Below are 19,097 nucleotides of genomic sequence, written 5' to 3'. Positions count from 1 at the left end.
CTTTCACCGGATATTAAATAGCCGCGCGCTAGGGTTGCCGCGCAAGGATGGACATGAGGGATCAGGTGGCAGAGGTCAGTCAGGCAGAAACCAGGGCAGAGCTGGGGTTTGGCGGTATCCGCACGGTGCTTGTCGTTGACGACAGTCGCCTGCAGCGCCGAATCCTGGTGGCGTCGCTGAAAAAATGGGGCTTCGATGTTCTCGAAGCTGACAGTGGCGATGCCGCAATTGAGATTTGTGCGCAGGACCTGCCCGATCTAGTGCTCAGCGATTGGGTTATGCCGGGGATGAGCGGGCCGGAATTTTGCCGGGCGTTTCGGGCGTTGGAAACGGATCAATACAGCTATTTTATCCTGCTGACCGCTAAAAGTGAAAAGCAAGAGGTGGCACGGGGTCTGGATGCCGGCGCGGATGACTTTCTGATCAAACCGCTTGAGGCGGATGAGCTGCGCGCGCGCATCTCGGCCGGGGCGCGCATCTTGGACATGCAGCACGAGCTTTCGGAAAAGAACCGGTTGATCGAAACGGCGCTCAGCGAATTGCGGGTGGCCCATGATGCAATCGACAAGGACCTGATGCAGGCGCGCAAGATCCAGGAATCTCTGGTGCCCGAATTGTCGCGGGAATTCGGTAAGTCGCGTGTCAGCATGTTGTTGAAGCCCTGCGGTCACATCGGGGGCGATCTTGTCGGCATGTTCTCACCGGGCGTGAATCGCGTGGGATTTTATAGCATAGATGTCTCGGGCCACGGGATCACTTCGGCGATGATGACCGCGCGACTGGGTGGATATCTCTCCAGTCAGCATTTTGACCAAAACGTCGCGATGGAGCGGCGCTTTGAAAAGTTCTTTGCGCTTTTACCGCCTGAAGACGTGGCCGAAACGCTCAATTCCCGTTTAATGGCGGATGCAGGGGTCGAAGAATATTTCACCATGGTCTATGCCATTGTCGATTTGCGCAACGGGCATGTCAAAATGGTGCAGGCTGGCCATCCGCATCCACTGTTGTTGCGCCGGAACGGTGGGACCGAGTTTCTGGGCGAAGGCGGTTTACCGATCGGATTGCTGTCAGACGTGTCTTTTCAGCGGACCGAAATCTATATGGAACCGGGCGACAAGCTGCTGCTCTATTCAGATGGGTTCACCGAATGCAGCTTGGCCGATGGCTCTCTGCTAGACGAAGACGGGCTGCGGCGCCTGGCAACCGACTGCGCGCCGGGTCGCAGCGGGACCGAGTTTCTGGACGACATGTTCTGGCGGTTGACGCAATCCATGGCACCGGGGAAGGGCATGGATGATGACGTCTCGGCCGTATTCTTCGAATATAACGGGAACTATAGATCCAGCAGATATTGCGTGGCAAAGTGACGATCCCCGTCATTGCCCAACATTTGGGCTGCATCTGCGGCCTCCATCCACAGCGCTTCGTGAAACGGCTCGGTCGGGAGGCCGATGCGCCGCACCGGGCGGGCGCGGTAGATCAGGCAGATCTTCTCGGCCCACAGGTCGTATTCCGGCATGTAGGTAAAGCGCCGGAAGGCACCGACGCGCCGGGGCGCGGCGATCAGCCAGCCGGTTTCCTCGGCCACTTCGCGATGCAGCGCGGTGATGGGTGATTCGCCGGGATCGATACCGCCGCCCGGAAGTTGCAGATCGGGGCCGGGTTCCAACTGACAGGTCAGCAAAAGCTGCTGCCCGCGCGGCAATAAGGCGTAAACTCCTACTCGCTGCGTGTATTTGCGCCCTGCTTGCGGGGTTTCACCGAACCGTCTGATCATGTATGGCCCCTTACAACCCGAAATCTTCGACCTATATGCTGGCGGTATGCCAATCTGTGGCGTGTAAGGAAACCCCATGTCTCTTGGAACCAAAATCGCGTGGGACGACACCGTCCTGCCCTTTCAACTCGATGTATCCGATATGCGTGGCCGCGTAGCGCGGTTGGACGGGGTGCTGGACGGCATCCTGAAGCAGCATGACTACCCTGAAAAGGTCGAGGCTTTGGTGGCCGAGATGGCCCTGCTAACCGCATTGATCGGTCAGACGGTTTCGCTGCGCTGGAAGCTGTCTTTGCAGGTGCAATCCAAGGGGGCGGTGCGCATGATTGCAACCGATTACTATGCCCCGCAGGCCGAGGGTGAACCGGCCCGCATCCGCGCCTATGCCAGTTTCGACCATGATAAGCTGACCGATGCCGCGCCGTTTGATCAGGTTGGCGAGGGGTATTTCGCCATCCTCATCGACCAGGGCGAGGGTACGCAGCCCTATCAGGGCATTACGCCGCTGGCCGGTGGCTCACTCAGCGCCTGTGCCGAAGCTTATTTCGCACAGTCCGAACAGTTGCCGACGCGGTTCTCGCTGAGTTTTGGGAAATCGACCGAACCGGGCGTCGGTGAGCATTGGCGCGCGGGCGGGGTGATGTTGCAGCACATGCCCAAAGCCTCGCCTTTTGCGGCTTCGGGTCAGGGCGCGGGCGAGATTCTGACCGCCAATGATCTGGTGGACGGGGAAGAGGGCGAAAACTGGGGCCGCGTCAACATCCTGTTGGATACGGTGGACGATCTTGAACTAATAGGACCGTCCATTGCGCCGACCGACCTGCTGATCCGCCTGTTTCACGAGGAACAGCCGCGTGTTTACGATGCGCAGCCGGTGCAGTTCGGCTGCACCTGCTCCGAAGACCGTGTGCGGCAAAGCCTGTCGATCTATTCGGCCAAGGACATCGAAAAGATGACCACGCCCGAGGGTGACGTGACCGCGGATTGCCAGTTCTGCGGAGCGCATTACGTGCTGGATCCCAGCACTGTTGGTTTCGATGCTGACGACGCCTGAACTGACAGATCAACTGCGGGCGGCCCTGCGCCGTCCCGGCAACAGGTCAAGCGATTTTGACCTGAACCCCGACACGGTTCTGCCCGAAGGGCGCAAGCTGCGACCGGCCGGCGTTTTGGTTCCGATTTCCATCGCCGATGGCACGCCGCGCCTGATCCTGACGAAACGATCCTCGGCCCTCAAACATCATCCGGGGCAGATCGCCTTTCCGGGCGGTAAGCAGGATGAAGGGGATGTGGATGTCACCGCCACCGCCCTGCGCGAGGCCCGTGAAGAGATTGGCTTGCCCGAGGATCTGCCGGAAATTCTGGGCCATCTGCCCACGCATGAGACGGTGACATCCTTCACGGTCACGCCGGTCGTGGCAATCTTGCATGACAGGGTCCGGTTTGTATCTGAACCTGGTGAGGTGGACGAGGTTTTCTCGGTCCCGCTTGCGCATGTGCTGAACCCTGAAAACTATCTCGTTGAATCGCGCCGGTGGCGGGGTCAGAAACGGTATTATTTTACGGTGCCCTATGGTCCCTACTACATCTGGGGCGCGACGGCCCGAATGCTGCGAGGTTTGGCTGCACGGATGAGCGAATGACGGTGATCACCGAAGATTGGGTGTCAAACCCGGCGACGCAAACAGTTTGCGCGGCGCTGGTGAATGCGGGCGCGCAATCCTTGTTTGTGGGTGGTTGCGTGCGCAATGCGCTGCTGGGGGCTCCGGTCTCGGATATCGACATTGCCACGGATGCGCGGCCTGAACGCGTGATGGAGCTGGCGCAGGGTGCTGGTCTGAAAGCGATCCCCACCGGGATTGATCACGGTACCATCACTGTCGTCAGCGATGGCATCCCGCATGAGATCACGACCTTTCGCCGTGACGTGGAAACCGACGGTCGCCGGGCCGTAGTGGCCTTTTCCGATCACGTGGAAGAGGACGCGGCCCGCCGCGATTTCACCATGAACGCGCTTTACGCCCAGCCTGACGGCTCGGTTTTGGACCCGTTGAACGGGTTGGGCGATTTGCAGGCGCGACGGGTGCGGTTCATAGGCACGGCAGAACACCGCATTCGCGAAGACTACCTGCGGTCGCTGCGCTATTTCCGGTTTCATGCGTGGTATGGCGACGCTGAGGCGGGGTTTGACCCCGATGCACTGGCCGCGATTGCGTCCAATCTGGACGGGCTTGCCGCCCTGTCTCGCGAACGCGTTGGCGCTGAACTGTTGAAACTATTGGGTTCGCCGAATCCTGCGCCTTCGGTCGCGGCGATGCGGCAGGCGGGGGCTCTGTCTCAAATCCTGCCAGGGGCGGATGACCGCGCGCTTGCTCCTTTGATTGCATTAGAAGAACAGGCGGGGGTTGATCCCGAACCGATCCGCCGTCTGGCCGCCATTGCCCCGCCTGAGATCGCCAAGACCCTGCGCCTGAGCAAAACCCAGCTTCAACGCTTGACCCGGATGCGGGATGAGGCCAGCGACACCGCATCCATTGCCGAGTTGGGCTTTCGCGACGGCGAAGAGGATGGTCTGCACGAAGCTTTGCTGCGCTGCGCTCTTCTGGAACAGCCTTGGTCAGAAGACATGCGTGCTGATCTGCGCAAAGGGGCTGCCGCCGATTTCCCAGTTCAAGCGACCGATCTGATCCCGGATTTCACCGGCCCCGCGCTGGGCAAAAAACTGGCAGAGCTTGAGACGCGGTGGATTGCGTCCGGGTTTGTCCTCACCCGTGAAGAACTGCTGGGAAGCTGAGCCAAAGTCTCAAAAAGGGATGACAATTTGGTTTCTTTGTGCTTACGTGCGCCTGTCACATGAATGGAGGGATGCGAATGTATTACGGGATCTGGTTCGGCTAAAGCCGGGACACGTTGACCCGTAAGGGTGGTGTTCTGGCACCATCTTTCTTCGCACGACCTATTATCTGCTCAATCTGGAGCACGCTTCATGTTTCGCTATTTCGAAAACCTTGTTGACCCTTTTGCCGATTACACGGAAACCAACACGCCGCCCACGCGGCTGTGGCCGTTCATGCTGGAATATACCCGGCCCTTCTATGGGCTGTTTGTCTGGGCGGCGCTGATCTCGATCATTGTGGCCGCGGTCGAAGTTGGGCTGATCTACTACATGGGCCGCGTTGTGGACCTGTTGTCCGGCTCTCCGGCCGAAGTCTGGAAAGCCCATGGCACCGAGTTGATTCTGATGGCCATCTTCGTTCTGCTGCTGCGTCCGCTGTTGCATGTGGTGGATGTATTGCTGCTGAACAATGCAATTTTGCCCAATGTAGGGACTATTTTTAGATGGCGTGCCCATAATCATGTGCTGCGCCAGTCGGTGAAATGGTTCGAAAATGATTTCGCCGGCCGTATCGCCAACCGCATCATGCAGACGCCTCCCGCCGCGGGTGAGGCGGTGTTTCAGGTGTTTGACGCGATCTCTTTCTCGCTTGCGTATCTGGTGGGTGCGGCGATCCTGTTGATGGCCGCCGATCCGCGCCTGTTATTGCCGTTGCTGATCTGGTTTGCGCTCTATGCGCTGCTAGTACGATGGACGGTTGCGCGGGTGGGGCCCGCGTCCAAGGCGGCCTCGGATGCGCGGTCCGAAGTGACAGGGCGGGTGGTGGACAGCTATACCAACATCCATTCGGTCAAAATGTTTGCCCATGACGCGCAAGAGCTGGGCTATGCCCGCGAAGCGATCGAGGAAACGCGTCGCACATTCCAGATCGAGATGCGGATTTTCACCATCATGGATGCTGTCCTAGTTGCGCTGAACGGGCTGCTGATCGTCAGCGTGGTCGGCTGGGCCATTGCGCTTTGGATGCAGGGCAGCGCCTCGGTCGGGGTGGTCGCGGCGGCGACGGCGCTGACCTTGCGGCTGAATGCGATGACCGGCTGGATCATGTGGGCGTTAACCAGCTTCTTTCGGGAGCTGGGTGTCGTGGCCGAAGGGATGGAGACGATTGCTCAACCCATCGACCTGCTCGATGCACCGGACGCACAGCCTTTGCAGCTGATCCACGGTCAGATCGACATCCGCGATCTGTCGCATCACTATGGGCGCGAGACCGGAGGGCTGGATCACATCAACCTGAAAATTCAGCCTGGTGAAAAGATCGGTCTGATCGGGCGGTCCGGAGCCGGTAAGTCGACCTTGGTCAAGTTGCTTTTGCGGTTTTATGATGTCGAACAGGGCGCGATCCTGATTGACGATCAGAACATCGCACAGGTCACGCAGAACAGTTTGCGCAGCCATATCGGCATGGTGCAGCAGGACAGCGCGTTGCTGCACCGCTCGGTCCGGGACAACATCCTCTATGGCCGCCCCGGAGCGACAGAGGAGCAAATGATCGCCGCCGCCAAGCAAGCCGAAGCGCATGAGTTCATCCTTGATCTGCAAGACCCGCAGGGGCGCACGGGTTATGACGCGCATGTGGGTGAGCGTGGCGTGAAACTGTCTGGTGGCCAACGGCAACGGGTGACGTTGGCGCGAGTCATTCTGAAAGATGCGCCGATTTTGCTGTTGGATGAGGCGACGTCCGCCCTAGATTCCGAGGTCGAAGCCTCAATCCAGGAAACGCTCTACGGCATGATGCAGGGAAAAACCGTGATCGCCATTGCTCACCGTCTTAGCACGATCGCCCGCATGGACCGTATTCTGGTCATGGATGGCGGCAAGATCGTCGAGCAGGGTGGCCATGCAGAGCTACTGTCGCAGGGCGGACTGTATGCTCAGTTCTGGGCGCGGCAATCCGGCGGCTTTCTGAACCCGGAGGCCGCGGAATGAGGGTTGCTGACCTCATAAACCCGTTCAAATCCACCGAAACGCCCCCGCCGCAAACGCTGGGGGCGTTCATTCGCTGGAGCCTTTCGGGCGCCTGGCCGATGATCTTTGTTGCCGCGTTCTTCTCGGCGTCGGCAGGTGCGATGGAAGCCGGAACCGCCTGGATTTTGGGGCGCGTCATCGACGTGGCGACCCAAGGCGGTCCCGAGGGTTTTCTGAGCGGCAGCAATCTGTGGGTCATCCTTGGCGGTGCCGCGTTCTTCATGCTGCTGCGCCCTGTGTTTTTCGGCATGTCGGCCCTGTCGAACAACTATGTCGTGATGCCCAATATCACGCCTTTGGTGTTGGCCAAGCTAAACCGCTGGACACTGGGCCAGTCGGTTACCTATTTCGATGACGATTTCGCTGGACGGATTGCGCAGAAACAGATGCAGACCTCGAACGCGATGGCCTCGGTCGTGTCCGAGACGATCAGTGCGATTGTCTTTGCGCTGGCCTCGCTTGTGGGTTCTTTGCTTTTGTTAGGATCGATTCATCCACTGGTGATGATGCCTTTTATCGGCTGGCTCATCGTCTACTTCCTTTTGATCCGCTGGTATCTGCCGCGAATCCGGTTGCGCTCGGCCGCGCGGGCCGGGGCGCGGGCGATGGTGTCGGGGCAAGTGGTGGATACGATCACCAATATCAAGACGGTCAAGCTGTTCGCCCATTCCGCGTTCGAAGATCAGGCCGCGCGTACAGCTATGGTCGATCTGCGCGAAAGATCTCTGGAGTTCGGCAGCCTGTCTGCCGCTTTCCGGTTCATCCTGATGGTGCTGGCAGGTGTTCTGCCGGTCTTGCTGATGGGCGCGACCTTGTGGCTGTGGCGCAGCGGCATTGCGACGGCGGGTGATATCGTTGCGGCGGGCGCGGTCTCGATCCGCATTTCGCAGATGACCGGCTGGGTCAGTTTCACCCTGATGGGTCTCTACGCCAATATCGGCGAGGTCGAAAATGGCATGAAAACCCTGGCCAAACGTGACCGGGTCGAGGATGCACCTGCCGCAAAGGATCTGAAAGTGGGTCAGGGTCAGATCGCCTTCGACCACGTTAGCTTTGCCTATGGTCGTGATATCGGCGGCGTATCGGATGTGGATTTGGTCATTCACCCCGGCGAAAAACTGGGGATCGTTGGGGCTTCTGGCGCAGGGAAATCGACGCTCGTTTCGCTTCTATTGCGGCTCTATGACGGGGAAAAAGGCGCTATTCGTATTGATGGGCAAGCCGTGTCGCAGGTGACGCAGGACAGCCTGCGCCGTCAGATAGGCATGGTCACGCAGGAAACCGCGATGTTCAATCGCTCGGCGCGTGACAATATTCTGTACGGCCGCCCCGATGCTTCTGAGGATCAGATGATTGCCGCCGCAAAAAAGGCCGAGGCGCATGAATTCATCCTGTCCCTGCAAGATGCTCACGGTCGCACCGGCTATGACGCGCATCTGGGTGAGCGGGGCGTAAAGCTGTCGGGTGGACAGCGTCAGCGCATCGCTTTGGCCCGCGCAATCCTCAAAGACGCCCCAATTCTGGTGCTGGATGAGGCGACCTCGGCGCTGGATTCCGAGGTTGAGGCGTCGATCCAGACAGCCCTGCACCGCGTGATGGAAGGCAAAACCGTTCTGGCCATTGCCCACCGCCTGTCCACCCTCAGCGAGATGGACCGGATCGTGGTTCTGGATCAGGGCCGCGTCGTCGAATCCGGCTCGCATGACGCGCTGCTGGATCAAGGCGGGCTTTATGCGCGGTTCTGGCACCGCCAGTCGGGCGGATTCATTCAGGCCGAGGCGGCGGAATAGCGCCCAAAGGGCTTTTGTTGTGTGCAAAGCACCGGTATCAGGCCCGCATGACTCAGACATTCACCATAAACCGCCTTGGCCATCAGGGCGACGGGATAGCCGACGGTCCCGTTTATGCCACCCGAACCCTTCCGGGTGAGGTGGTCAGCGGCACGCTTAACGGGCAGGTTTTGACTGATATCCGGGTCGAAACCCCCTCGGACCAACGGGTGAAGGCACCGTGTCGCCACTATAAGGCCTGCGGCGGCTGTCAATTGCAGCACGCGGCGGATGATTTTGTTGCTGACTGGAAAGTGGCGGTGGTGCGCAACGCGCTGGCCGCGCAGGGGCTCGATGCCCCGATGCGGCCCATTCACACCTCGCCGGAACGTTCGCGTCGCCGTGCAACGATTGCCGTGCGGCGGACGAAGAAAGGCACGCTTGCCGGGTTCCATGGACGCGCGTCTGATACCATCACCGAGATCCCCGATTGTCACCTGCTGGACCCGGCCCTGATCGCTGCCATTCCCGTGGCCGAGGCGCTTGCGCTGTTGGGTGGTAGTCGCAAAGGTGTGCTGGCGGTGACCCTGACCCTGTCCGAAGGCGGGCTGGACGTTGCGGTCAAAGGCGGCAAACCGCTGGATGGCCCGATGGAACTGGCCCTTGCGCAAGCGACCGAGAAACATGGGCTTGCCCGCCTCAGCTGGGAGGGCGAGGTTATTGCGATGCGCCACGCCCCGGTTCAGCGCTTTAACGGAGCTGCGGTTGTACCGCCGCCTGGTGCGTTTTTGCAGGCGACGAAAGAGGGCGAACAGGCTCTGTTACAGGCGGTTTTGCAGGCCACGCAGGGGACAAAGCGGGTTGTCGATCTGTTTGCAGGATGCGGAACCTTCTCGCTGCCTCTGGCGCAAACTGCCGAAGTTCATGCAGTTGAGGGCGAGTCTGCGATGACCGACGCGTTGGATCAGGGGTGGCGCCGGGCACAGGGGTTAAAAAAAGTCACGACCGAGGCGCGCGATCTGTTCCGCCGCCCGCTGATGCCGGACGAGCTGAAACCCTATGACGCCGTGGTGCTGGACCCGCCCCGCGCCGGGGCAGAGGCACAAACTGCCGAGCTGGCGCAGGCCAAACCTCTGGTGATTGCCTATGTTTCGTGCAACCCGGTCACCTTTGCCCGCGACGCAAAGACGCTGGTTAACGCAGACTACACCCTTGAATGGGTACAGGTGGTTGACCAATTTCGGTGGTCGTCCCACACCGAACTTGCCGCCCGGTTCGCTCTGAACCCCTAATCGCACTGGAGATCCCGAATGGGCATCAATCAGCGTCTGCTGACCATTATAGAAGCGCCGATTTTCGGCAAATTCATCACCGGTGTCATCCTGTTTAACGCCGCTCTCTTGGGCATGGAAACCTCCGAGACGTTGATGGAGGCTGCGGGCCCTTTGATCGTGACTCTGGATAAGCTTTGTCTTGCGATCTTTGTGGCCGAGATCGCGATGAAACTGGTCGCGACCGGGCGTCGGTTCTTCACAAGCGGCTGGAATATCTTTGATTTTATCATTGTGGGCATAGCTCTTGTCCCCAGTGCCGGCGCATTGTCTGTGTTGCGGGCATTGCGAATTCTGCGAGTGTTACGCGTGATCTCGGTCGCGCCGCGCCTGCGTCGGGTGGTCGAAGGCTTTATCTCGGCGCTGCCGGGCATGGCCAGCGTATTTTTGCTGATGGCGATACTGTTCTATATCGGGGCTGTGATCTCGACCAAGCTGTTCTCGGGCAGCTTTCCCGACTGGTTCGGCGATCTGGGTCTGTCGGCCTATACACTGTTTCAGATCATGACGCTGGAAAGTTGGTCTATGGGGATCGTCCGCCCAGTGATGCAGGTTTATCCCTATGCATGGCTGTTCTTTGTTCCCTTCATCATGGTCACGACCTTTGCAGTGGTGAACCTGCTGGTTGGTCTGATCGTGAACTCGATGCAGGACGCGCACCATGCCGAGGATGAAGTGAAAACCGATGCCTATCGGGACGAGGTGCTGGAACGGCTGGAAAATATCGAACGACGCCTGGCCGAGCAGGCGAACAGCAAAAAATGATTTCAGTTTTTGGGTTTTATGGCATAATTTCGGAAAAAAATAAGTAGCAGGCAGTGAAATATGGATCGTCGAGCATTTGGATTGGGTGCTGTGGCAGCGGTAGGCCTTTCGGCCTGTGCCTCGGCCAGCCCACGTTTTCTAACTTATGATGGACCCGAAGTAACATCTTTGGTCATCAACAAGGGCGCGCGGAAGTTGTATCTTCTGCACAACGAACACGTCCTCAAGGAATATGATGTTGATCTTGGATTCGCCCCCGAAGGGACCAAGACCAAGCGCGGCGATGGGCGCACCCCCGAGGGCACCTATCTGATCGACCGCCGCAACCCCAACAGCCGATATCACTTGTCGTTGGGAATCTCGTATCCCAATTCCAACGATGTTGCGCAGGCCAAAGCCGCCGGGGTTGATCCGGGTGGGGATATCTTTATCCACGGCCAACCGAACAGACGGGCTGAACGCAAACGAGCCAAGAAAACGCCCGATTGGACGGCAGGCTGCATCGCCGTCAAGAATGAAGAGATTGAAGAGATCTACGCGATGGTAAACCGCGGCACGATCATCACCTTGCGCGCGTAACCGGTTTCCACCGATCAAATCCGAATTGCATATAGTCGCGCTGGTAGGTCTCGGCCGCCAGCGCCTCGATTTTTTCGTCACAAATGTCTGACAGGTCGTAAGGCGCATCGCGCACTACGGCCGTTGGAGTCGGGGGGGCCTCATGGCCGAAACGGCGCGCCAACTCGGGCAGGGCAGTGGTGACGTCTTCTTCGCGTAGGATCAGATCAGGGGGCGTGAAACCCGCCATCCCCTCCAGCACTTGTGCCTGGCTGCACCAGACCCCGTCAACGCGCACCGGAGTCTGACCGGCCAGATTCTGGCGGAGAAAGGTCAGGAATTCGCAAAAAGCCTGATGGTGCTGCTCGATCGGATAATTGCCGTCGCGCAATTGACCGGGGATTGGCAGTTTGAACCGATTGCGCAGCATGTTGCGAATTTTCAGATAAGCGCCCGGTTCGGTGCTGAGGATATAGCGGCAATAGGCCGTATGAGCCCGCGCCAAAGGGTGGCGCAGCACCGTGAATTTGCGGTGTCCGGGATGTGATTGCAGCCAGTTCCGTGCTTGTCGCCTGTTCTGGCCCGTGGTCAGATCATCCTGCGGCACGCCATCCAGATCCGCCAGCCATTGCGTGATCGGCCCTTCCAGCCCGCCGCGCACAGGCAGATACATCAGCGGCGTTTGCGGGGCGGCCACATAGGTCGCAACAGCCGGACCGCGCCGGGGCTCGAAATTCGGCGTGCGATGCAGGTTGAACCGGTCCAGAGTGGGCAGCGCGCGCTCCATCTCATCAGGGTTTGTCACTTTGGAGCGCGCCGGTTCCGGGTTTTGCGGTTTGAGCGTGTCGTCCAATGCATCCAACCGCGCCTCAACCCCCAACCATGCGGCCAGGCCGTTCAAACTGTCCAGCCGCCGCAGATCCTCATAGGCAAGGTAGAACGGGGTCTGACCGGTGGCTTGCATCTGGTGTAGGATCGAGGTTTGGAAGGCGTGGTGTTGATCCAGAAACCGTTCGAACTCGGCCGCGTCAAAACCAACCTGCGCTTCGCGCCGCCGCTTTATGTTCTTGAGCTGCCATTGCTTGGTTTCCCGCGCGATCTTAAGCGAAACATAGCTGTCCAAAGGATTGCGCGTCAGAATAATCTTGGCGCAGCGCGGATCGGTCAAAACAGGCTCTAACACACGATTGTCGTGACCGTCGAAAAACCGAAACCCGTTCAGACCGTCGTCCGACCGGATGGCGTCCAGCAGGGACAGCGGGTCCGCATCGCGTTCATCCAACGTGATTCCTAACAGATCGTCCTTTTTGATGCGCCCGATGAAATGCGGGTTGAACGCCTCTCCATGGCTGGTCACACCGTCCAGCGCATTCAGGTTTGCTTCCAAAAGGTTCGAACCGGTGCGCATGGCGGCGAGAATGACAAAATAGTCGAAGGTTTTGGCCATTGCGCGCTATTGTACCAGATAGGGTTTCGGAAACGCGCGGAGTTTGGTGCTAAACACGTCATCTGCCGGAAAATCGCCCATCAGATAGGGGTGCATGCCCTGGTTTTTCAGATTTTGCAGGAATTGCCCAAATCCACTGAGATCCACCATGGTGGGGGCTTTGGTCAAGTGGCCGTGGGGTTGTGTACCAATCTCATCAATCACGGTTTGTAGTGCTTCCATCGGCGATTCCACGAACTCGGCCAAGGTCCAGGTCTTGACCCGTGCCTTGGTCCAGACCGAGTTCAGAACCTCGAGCTGTTTGGTCTCGATTTGCTGAAGCCGCGCCGCCTCGGCCCGAACGTCGGCGAAGTCCCGGTTGGACTGGAACAAGGGGATCGCCCAGGCCCCAGTGATGACCGAGATTTGGGCATTTCGGTCGCGGGCAAAGAACCAGTTGATCTTTTGCGTGTCGCGTGGGCTGAACTGAAAACATTGCCGTTCACCCCGCGTGTTCCAGATCAGGTTTGAAACGAATGCAGTAGGATTATAGTCGCGCAAAGTGGCGCAATCGCTTAAGGCACCGTTGATGACAGATGCCCCATCCACAAATTCGGCCCGCTTAGGGTCGAACAGATGTCCGTGGACACGCGTTCCAGTACAATCCGTCAACCAGGGTGCAAAATCTTCGAACAACTCGGCAAAGCCCTGAAACACAGAATAGGGGAAACAGGTCAGGCCATTTTCGCTGCCATGGCGGGGGAAGCGGCTTTGCATGTACAGCCCGTCCCGACCGCGGGTCCGACGTTCGACCGCTTTGGAAAAGACTCGGTCAATCTTGCCGGGGTTGGGCTCTGCCCGTTCCAACGCGCCGGATTGATCCGTCAGAAAACTTTGGTACAGACGATCAGCCTCGCACCAGATTTTGCGGGCAACAAAACAGTCGGACCGGCGCAGCAATTGTAGATGGTCGTCATAGAAAATATGCGGACGACCCTGAAAATCGAATTTCGACAGAGTCAGAGACCGGCTTTCAATATGTGTCGAATACATTCGGGCCAGCGTCTGGAAATAGCTTTCATCCGGTATCCAGACCCGACTGAAATAGCGGTCATAGGTCTTGCGTTTGGGGTCTTGCAGAATGGCGGACAGAGTCTGACGGGTCAGGCACCACCATTGGCTGCCCATATGTGGTACAAGACCGTCTGGAATTCGTCGGCGCAGACCGAGCGCGCGTTGGAGCTTCACATGGACATCAAACAATTTGCGATGCTTGCGCCACGAAAACGGAAACCGCAGGGTGAACCGTTCCTGATCCAGCCCGCCAATTGTCCAACTGACATCTGCGGTCGTGGCGCTTTCGATGAAATCGACGCGGGGCCGCTGTGCAAGGTAGTCGATGAGTTCGGCAACTGGGCGCAGAGGCAGACACGCGCCGGAGGACAGAAAAACGTGATGCACATCGGGAAAAGCGTTCAACATCATCTCGGACGCTGATTGCGTGGCTTGCACAATTCCCCAGCCACCCCAATGGCAGGTGGACCGGTCTGAAAAGCGGATCAGGGGTTCATCTTTACAAGCGGCTCTGAACGCAGCGCATGTGGGGTCGGGCACTTTGCGATCCACGTGAATGACAACAGGGCATCCGGCGGCGGCCCAATGGCGGGCAACCTGTTCGGCCCGGTTGAAGGCAGTGTGGACCAGCATGACAACCCCAAGGCTCATGCCCAGTTCCCCTTGGACATCAGGCCCAGAATCTCAAGCTGCCGCCAGTTGATGTATTTCTCGGACCAGTCGCACCAGAACACGGTCTGATCCTCCAGCCCTTCAGCATAGGCGCGGTATTCGCCGGACTTGCGGTAGTGCTGGCCGCGCTGCATTTCTTCCAGCGCTTTGGCACCCAACGTATCGATCAGCTTGGCGTGCAGCAGGGCGCCGCTGGCTTTCTCGCCCCCCCATTCGTCATAGACCTGATTCAACCCGCGCGGCAGCAGGGAATGGGTCGAGCTGACATAGACATAGCGCCGGTCCCATTTCACAAGCGGGATCTTGTTTAACGCGGGGGCTTTTTCCGGTGTGTCGCGAAAAAACGTGCGTGCGCGGGGGCCGCCCTGTATCCACAGGTTCCCATACTCGGGGTTCTTGGTGATCATGTAATTGCCCGCGTCAAACCAACGGGCGATTTCGAATGGGTCCTGACCCTCGCGGTAAGGTTCATCATCCACGGGTCCGCGTGGGTACATATCGACCAGCATGGTGCCGAAACTGCGCACGGCACATCCGTTCAACCAATCGGTTAAAGCGCGGATGGGGCGCGTGTCGCAGAACGGGTAGATAAAGAACTCGTCCGGGTCGACTGTCAGTACCCAATGACCGTGGGCGTATTTCCGCAGCAGGTAGTTGGACCAGTCGATGCCAAAGGTTGCCCGCCGATAGCTGGCATCAGTTGACCAAAGCGAGACATCGGGTTGATTGGCCAGAAACGCACCGGTTCCGTCCTCGCTGTCATTGTCGACGAACAGAAAGTGATCGACCCCCAGCTTTCGGTAATAGTCCAGGAAATACGGCAGGCGAATTTTCTCGTTCCGCACGACGCTGACCAGCAGAATATCGCGGCGGCTGATCTTGTTAGTCTGGTCCAAGACAGGCGTCAGTTCGCGCCGCTTGCGCAGGCAACGCAAAAGGCGGCGCTTGCGCCGCAATCTCATGCGATACGAATCCAACAGGCTCACGTGACGGCCCAACCTTTTACTTTACGCGAGCATCTCCGGGGCCTGGATCAACCAGAGTGGTGCCGGAGCATTGCCGCGTTATGCCATCTTTCCATCTATCAAAGCAACGCATTTACAAGTCGTTAGCCCGCGCGGCGGATTTCCACTCAATTTTTCCCATCAGGCCAAGCTGCTGAAGCTGTCTCCAGCCTTTGTAACGGGCCGAGTTGGGCGTCCACATGGAGGGGCGATTAAGAATGCCGTCGTAATACGTGTTGAATTGATCGGGGTCGTGGAAATGTTGTCGGCGGGTCTTTTCGACACCTGATTTCTCAACCACTTCGGGCAGGAATTTCGTATGCAGCAAAACCCCAGAGGGCGCGTTGTCGCCCGGTCCGTTATAGGCTGCGTTCAGCCTGCGCGGCAGGGCGGAATGACACGAATTCACATATGCATAGCGCCGCGACCAGCGGATCAGCGGGATTTTGTTCAATGTGGGTGACTTTTGCGGCGTTTTGGCAAAGAACATCCGTTCCCGCGCGCCCCCTTGAACCCATAGGTTCCCCAGCGGAGCCTGCCTCTGCATCCGATATGGCCCAGTGTCGAACCAGTTCAGAGCTTCGGTTGGGTCGGCGCTGGGGTCATAGTCCTGCGTCCCGAGTGACGTGTCGGGGTAGAGGTCCAGCATCAATGCGCCAAATGCGTTTCGCCCGGTGCGGTTCAGCCACCCGGTGAGGTCCGGCAAAGGATGGGTGTCGTGGTCGGGATAAACTAACAGCTCATCTGCATCGACCATCAGCGTCCAATGGCCGTGACCATATCGCATCTGCAACCATGTCAGCCAATCCAGACCAAAACGTGACGCACGATAGCTGGCCGTGGTTTGCCAAAGCGAAACGTCGGGTTGGCTTTGGAGATACTCGGTTGAGCCATCGTCGCTGTCATTGTCGACGACCAGAAAATGATCAACGCCCAACGCACGGTAATGGTTGAAAAACCACGGCAACCGATTGCGTTCATTGCGCAGGGTGGTGAAGGCCAGAATGGCATTGGGACGAATGTCGCTGGTCCGGTCCCTCAGGCATGTCAGGTCATGTCGGCTGCGGAACGCGCGCCACAAAAGCCGCCGACGTTTCAGGCGCAACCGGTATTTCTGCGCCCAAGAGACCGGCGGAAGAGGGTCGGCGGCACCGGTCACCGCGCCCTCATTTCTCGTAATGCCCGTTTTGATGCCAGCGCCATGCATCCGCTATCATCGTCTCTAACGTTGAGCTTTTTGGCGTCCAGCCCAGTTCAGCCCCGGCGCGAACCGAGCCGGATACAAGCTTGGTGCAATCCCCCGCCCGACGCGGACCGATGGAGTAGGGCACATCACGGTTGGTGACCGCTTTGGAATGGCCGATGACCTCCATCACTGAAAAACCCGTCCCGGTGCCCAGATTGAACACGCGGCTGCCCTTACCTTGCTCCAGCCAGTTCAGGCCCAGCACATGCGCATCGACCAGATCGCAGACATGCACATAGTCGCGGATACAGGTGCCGTCGGGCGTGTCGTAGTCGGTGCCGAACACGGTCAGCCCGTCGCGCTTGCCGTCTATGGCGTCCAGCATCAGGGGGATCAGATGAGTCTCGGGACGGTGATATTCGCCCACTTCGCCCTCGGGGTCCGCACCTGCTACGTTGAAATAGCGGAAAATCACGTGGTTCAGCACATGCGCTGCATCAAAATCGCGCAAAATATCTTCGATCGCGCGTTTCGAAGCCCCGTAGGCGTTCAGCGGCAATTGCGGCGTATCTTCGTCCAGAACCACATTGTCGTGCTCGCCATAGGTCGCGCAGGTCGATGAGAATACGAAATTTTCGCAGCCCGCAGCGACCGTGGCTTCGATCAGATTGAGCGAGCCGGTGACGTTATTGGTCCAGTATTTTCCGGGCTCCGACATCGCTTCACCCACCTGGCTGAGGGCTGCGAAATGCATGACGGCGGCGGGTTTGTATTCGTCAAAGACCTCATCCAGCCTGGCTCGGTCCAGCAGGTCGCCCTGTTCGAACGGGCCGAATTTCACTGCATCCTGCCAGCCGGTGATCAGGTTGTCATAGGTGACGGGCGTGTATCCGGCCAGTTTCAACGCTTTGCAGGCATGGGACCCGATATATCCGGCGCCGCCGGTTACAAGAATATTCGTCATCGGACAGTCTTTTCCCGCGTTGTGGAAGGATGCAGTTCTGCATCAAGGCTCATGGTTTATTCCAAGCCCATTTCGGCCATCATCTGCTCTAGCTTGGGCACGTCTTGGGGGTTGTTCAGTTCCCAGAACTGGCGACCTTTGGCCTCGACCTCGACGCACAGAACTTTGCGACCATTTTCCATGAAGCGCAGCTGTTCCAGACCTTCCAGCTGTTCCAGCGGGCCCACGGGCCATGTGGGATAGGCGGCCAGCGCGTCAGGGCGATAGGCATAGACGCCTACGTGGTGAAACACCGGGGTATCCTTGGTGCCCGCATAGGTCTGCGCTGTGAAAGGCACCACCTCTTTCGAGAAATACATGGCGCTGTGATCGGACGCAAAAACCGCTGTAGTGCCGCCGACCCGGCCATGTTTGCGGTCGTTCAGCAGGCTGTTGAGCGCATCGCCATCGCAGCGAAGAACAGGCGTGGCCACACCGGCCTCGGGTGCGGCGCGCAGACCCGCGATCAGGTCTTCCACAAACCAATGCGGTGTCAGTGGCGCGTCGCCCTGAAGGTTCACCACGATATCATAGCCCGCGCCCAGATTGGCATGGGTTTCAGCGCAGCGTTCGGTGCCATTATGGCAGGTGTCCGAAGTCATCACCACCTCGGCCCCAAACCCTTCGGCCGCCGCGCGGATACGGTCGTCATCGGTGGCGACAACTACCTTGTCCACGCCCGACACTGAACAGGCCGCACGCCACGACCGTTCAATCAGCGTCATCGCCTTGCCGCTTGCCCCGGTCAGAGGCACCAGCGGTTTGCCCGGATAGCGGGACGAGGCATAGCGGGCGGGAATGGCGATCAGAACGGACATCAGGCTTCCTTCAACTCAACACCCGGAGCGTAGGCGATGAAGAACGGGTTTGCATAGCCGTCCTTGCCATAGCTCAGCGGTTCGTGGTTGTCGAAGCGAACCACCTTGCCGCCGGCACCGGCCAGAACTGCGTGACCTGCGGCTGTGTCCCATTCCATTGTGCGGCCAACGCGAGGGTACAGATCGGCCTCACCGGTTGCGACCAGACAGAATTTGAGCGATGAACCCGCGCTTTTGCTGTCGCGCACTTGATACTTGTTGATGTAGTCCTCAGTTGCCTGATCGCGGTGCGACTTGGAGGCCACGATCAAAAGCGCCGAATTGTTCGGTTTAGAGACGAGTATCGGCGTCACGTTGCCCACAACATCCTTGTCCAGAGCGCCGGTTTCCTCAACTGATTGTCCATCGGGCTGGGTATAAAACATGCGTCCCTTGGCTGGGGCGTAAACCACCCCGCGCGTCGGTACGCCATTTTCCACCAGCGCAATGTTCACTGTGAAATCCCCGCGACGGTTGATGAACTCTTTGGTGCCGTCCAGCGGGTCCACGATCAGGAACGTGTCGCCTTTCTCAGAGTGCGAGGCCGCCTGTTCCTCGGTCACCAGCAGGATATCGGGGAAGGCTGCGCGCAGGCCGGCCGAGATAAGAGCGTCCGCAGCCTCATCCGCTTCGGTTACAGGGCTGGCATCAGATTTGACCTTCACGTCGAAATCATCCGAGTTATAGATCTCCATGATCTTGTCACCGGCTTCCAGTGCCAAACGTCGAATGACGGGGATGAGGGCGTCGTAGGTCACAAAAAGGCTCCGTTCCTGTGATTTGTTGATTGAAAATCCTGACGGCCTTATGA

Annotated in this window: 17 protein-coding genes; 9 read left to right on the top strand and 8 right to left on the bottom strand. The window is 58.7% G+C overall.

What is annotated here, in order from left to right; all coding sequences use genetic code 11:
- Window positions 1–53 precede the first annotated feature (53 nt).
- Window positions 54–1,367, top strand: a complete 1,314-nt coding sequence (locus tag ACR0DB_RS17280) for a PP2C family protein-serine/threonine phosphatase (protein WP_480552222.1) — start codon at window positions 54–56, stop codon at window positions 1,365–1,367.
- On the opposite strand, the gene ACR0DB_RS17275 is transcribed toward ACR0DB_RS17280, so the two are convergent.
- A complete protein-coding gene (locus ACR0DB_RS17275; RefSeq protein WP_480552220.1) occupies window positions 1,334–1,777 on the bottom strand; it encodes an NUDIX hydrolase in 444 nt (147 codons plus the stop codon). The genes ACR0DB_RS17280 and ACR0DB_RS17275 overlap by 34 nt on opposite strands.
- Before the next feature lie 76 nt (window positions 1,778–1,853).
- Here ACR0DB_RS17275 and hslO point away from each other — a divergent pair, with 76 nt between their 5' ends.
- The 8 genes from hslO (at window position 1,854) to ACR0DB_RS17235 (ending at window position 11,085) form a co-directional block, all read left to right on the top strand.
- Window positions 1,854–2,831: an Hsp33 family molecular chaperone HslO gene (gene hslO, locus ACR0DB_RS17270; protein WP_480552218.1), complete on the top strand. Its 978-nt coding sequence runs from the start codon at window positions 1,854–1,856 to the stop codon at window positions 2,829–2,831.
- Window positions 2,815–3,420: a CoA pyrophosphatase gene (locus tag ACR0DB_RS17265; protein ID WP_480552216.1), complete on the top strand. Its 606-nt coding sequence runs from the start codon at window positions 2,815–2,817 to the stop codon at window positions 3,418–3,420. Before hslO ends, ACR0DB_RS17265 begins: the two co-directional genes overlap by 17 nt.
- The gene (locus ACR0DB_RS17260; RefSeq protein WP_480552215.1) at window positions 3,417–4,571 is read left to right on the top strand and encodes a CCA tRNA nucleotidyltransferase; all 1,155 of its coding nucleotides are present in this window, start codon (window positions 3,417–3,419) and stop codon (window positions 4,569–4,571) included. The genes ACR0DB_RS17265 and ACR0DB_RS17260 overlap by 4 nt, the downstream gene beginning before the upstream one ends.
- Window positions 4,572–4,763: 192 nt before the next feature.
- Complete coding sequence (locus ACR0DB_RS17255; RefSeq protein WP_480552214.1) at window positions 4,764–6,602, top strand: ABC transporter ATP-binding protein; 1,839 nt, start codon at window positions 4,764–4,766, stop codon at window positions 6,600–6,602.
- On the top strand, window positions 6,599–8,431 hold the full coding sequence (locus ACR0DB_RS17250; RefSeq protein WP_480552213.1) for an ABC transporter ATP-binding protein: 1,833 nt from the start codon (window positions 6,599–6,601) through the stop codon (window positions 8,429–8,431). The genes ACR0DB_RS17255 and ACR0DB_RS17250 overlap by 4 nt, the downstream gene beginning before the upstream one ends.
- A 47-nt stretch (window positions 8,432–8,478) precedes the next feature.
- On the top strand, window positions 8,479–9,702 hold the full coding sequence (locus tag ACR0DB_RS17245) for a class I SAM-dependent RNA methyltransferase (RefSeq protein WP_480552212.1): 1,224 nt from the start codon (window positions 8,479–8,481) through the stop codon (window positions 9,700–9,702).
- Window positions 9,703–9,720: 18 nt separating this feature from the next.
- Window positions 9,721–10,506, top strand: coding sequence for an ion transporter (locus tag ACR0DB_RS17240; RefSeq protein ID WP_480552211.1), 786 nt, complete (start codon window positions 9,721–9,723; stop codon window positions 10,504–10,506).
- Between the two features lie 60 nt (window positions 10,507–10,566).
- Window positions 10,567–11,085 carry a L,D-transpeptidase family protein gene (locus ACR0DB_RS17235; protein ID WP_480552210.1) on the top strand — a complete coding sequence of 173 codons (519 nt, stop codon included), beginning with the start codon at window positions 10,567–10,569 and terminating at the stop codon, window positions 11,083–11,085.
- On the opposite strand, the gene ACR0DB_RS17230 is transcribed toward ACR0DB_RS17235, so the two are convergent.
- From ACR0DB_RS17230 to cysQ, 7 genes are all read right to left on the bottom strand, one after another.
- Entirely contained in the window at window positions 11,069–12,511 is a 1,443-nt protein-coding gene (locus tag ACR0DB_RS17230; RefSeq protein ID WP_170771397.1) for a nodulation protein NodH, read from the bottom strand. The two genes, ACR0DB_RS17235 and ACR0DB_RS17230, sit on opposite strands and share 17 nt — an antisense overlap.
- 6 nt (window positions 12,512–12,517) lie before the next feature.
- On the bottom strand, window positions 12,518–14,215 hold the full coding sequence (locus ACR0DB_RS17225; protein ID WP_480552209.1) for a DUF5927 domain-containing protein: 1,698 nt from the start codon (window positions 14,213–14,215) through the stop codon (window positions 12,518–12,520).
- Window positions 14,212–15,198: a glycosyltransferase family 2 protein gene (locus tag ACR0DB_RS17220; protein ID WP_170786542.1), complete on the bottom strand. Its 987-nt coding sequence runs from the start codon at window positions 15,196–15,198 to the stop codon at window positions 14,212–14,214. Before ACR0DB_RS17220 ends, ACR0DB_RS17225 begins: the two co-directional genes overlap by 4 nt.
- Before the next feature lie 136 nt (window positions 15,199–15,334).
- Window positions 15,335–16,399 carry a glycosyltransferase family 2 protein gene (locus ACR0DB_RS17215; protein ID WP_480552208.1) on the bottom strand — a complete coding sequence of 355 codons (1,065 nt, stop codon included), beginning with the start codon at window positions 16,397–16,399 and terminating at the stop codon, window positions 15,335–15,337.
- Window positions 16,400–16,406: 7 nt separating this feature from the next.
- Window positions 16,407–17,390: a UDP-glucose 4-epimerase GalE gene (gene galE / locus ACR0DB_RS17210; protein ID WP_480552207.1), complete on the bottom strand. Its 984-nt coding sequence runs from the start codon at window positions 17,388–17,390 to the stop codon at window positions 16,407–16,409.
- Between the two features lie 56 nt (window positions 17,391–17,446).
- Window positions 17,447–18,247 (bottom strand): 3-deoxy-manno-octulosonate cytidylyltransferase, encoded by an 801-nt coding sequence (locus ACR0DB_RS17205; RefSeq protein ID WP_480552206.1) that lies wholly within the window; start codon window positions 18,245–18,247, stop codon window positions 17,447–17,449.
- On the bottom strand, window positions 18,247–19,044 hold the full coding sequence (cysQ, locus tag ACR0DB_RS17200) for a 3'(2'),5'-bisphosphate nucleotidase CysQ (protein WP_480552205.1): 798 nt from the start codon (window positions 19,042–19,044) through the stop codon (window positions 18,247–18,249). Before cysQ ends, ACR0DB_RS17205 begins: the two co-directional genes overlap by 1 nt.
- Window positions 19,045–19,097 lie beyond the last annotated feature (53 nt).

It is taken from the genome of Ruegeria sp. AB6 (assembly GCF_056542685.1).
Note: the sequence above shows the minus strand (reverse complement) of the source record. Positions and strands in the feature narration are given on the sequence as shown.

What these genes read in the sequence shown, in the direction of transcription:
- ACR0DB_RS17280 (WP_480552222.1), top strand. Translation starts at nt 54, where the DNA reads ATGAGGGATCAGGTGGCAGAGGTCAGTCAGGCAGAAACCAGGGCAGAG.
- ACR0DB_RS17275 (WP_480552220.1), bottom strand. Translation starts at nt 1,777, where the DNA reads ATGATCAGACGGTTCGGTGAAACCCCGCAAGCAGGGCGCAAATACACG.
- hslO (WP_480552218.1), top strand. Translation starts at nt 1,854, where the DNA reads ATGTCTCTTGGAACCAAAATCGCGTGGGACGACACCGTCCTGCCCTTT.
- ACR0DB_RS17265 (WP_480552216.1), top strand. Translation starts at nt 2,815, where the DNA reads ATGCTGACGACGCCTGAACTGACAGATCAACTGCGGGCGGCCCTGCGC.
- ACR0DB_RS17260 (WP_480552215.1), top strand. Translation starts at nt 3,417, where the DNA reads ATGACGGTGATCACCGAAGATTGGGTGTCAAACCCGGCGACGCAAACA.
- ACR0DB_RS17255 (WP_480552214.1), top strand. Translation starts at nt 4,764, where the DNA reads ATGTTTCGCTATTTCGAAAACCTTGTTGACCCTTTTGCCGATTACACG.
- ACR0DB_RS17250 (WP_480552213.1), top strand. Translation starts at nt 6,599, where the DNA reads ATGAGGGTTGCTGACCTCATAAACCCGTTCAAATCCACCGAAACGCCC.
- ACR0DB_RS17245 (WP_480552212.1), top strand. Translation starts at nt 8,479, where the DNA reads ATGACTCAGACATTCACCATAAACCGCCTTGGCCATCAGGGCGACGGG.
- ACR0DB_RS17240 (WP_480552211.1), top strand. Translation starts at nt 9,721, where the DNA reads ATGGGCATCAATCAGCGTCTGCTGACCATTATAGAAGCGCCGATTTTC.
- ACR0DB_RS17235 (WP_480552210.1), top strand. Translation starts at nt 10,567, where the DNA reads ATGGATCGTCGAGCATTTGGATTGGGTGCTGTGGCAGCGGTAGGCCTT.
- ACR0DB_RS17230 (WP_170771397.1), bottom strand. Translation starts at nt 12,511, where the DNA reads ATGGCCAAAACCTTCGACTATTTTGTCATTCTCGCCGCCATGCGCACC.
- ACR0DB_RS17225 (WP_480552209.1), bottom strand. Translation starts at nt 14,215, where the DNA reads ATGAGCCTTGGGGTTGTCATGCTGGTCCACACTGCCTTCAACCGGGCC.
- ACR0DB_RS17220 (WP_170786542.1), bottom strand. Translation starts at nt 15,198, where the DNA reads ATGAGATTGCGGCGCAAGCGCCGCCTTTTGCGTTGCCTGCGCAAGCGG.
- galE (WP_480552207.1), bottom strand. Translation starts at nt 17,390, where the DNA reads ATGACGAATATTCTTGTAACCGGCGGCGCCGGATATATCGGGTCCCAT.
- ACR0DB_RS17205 (WP_480552206.1), bottom strand. Translation starts at nt 18,247, where the DNA reads ATGTCCGTTCTGATCGCCATTCCCGCCCGCTATGCCTCGTCCCGCTAT.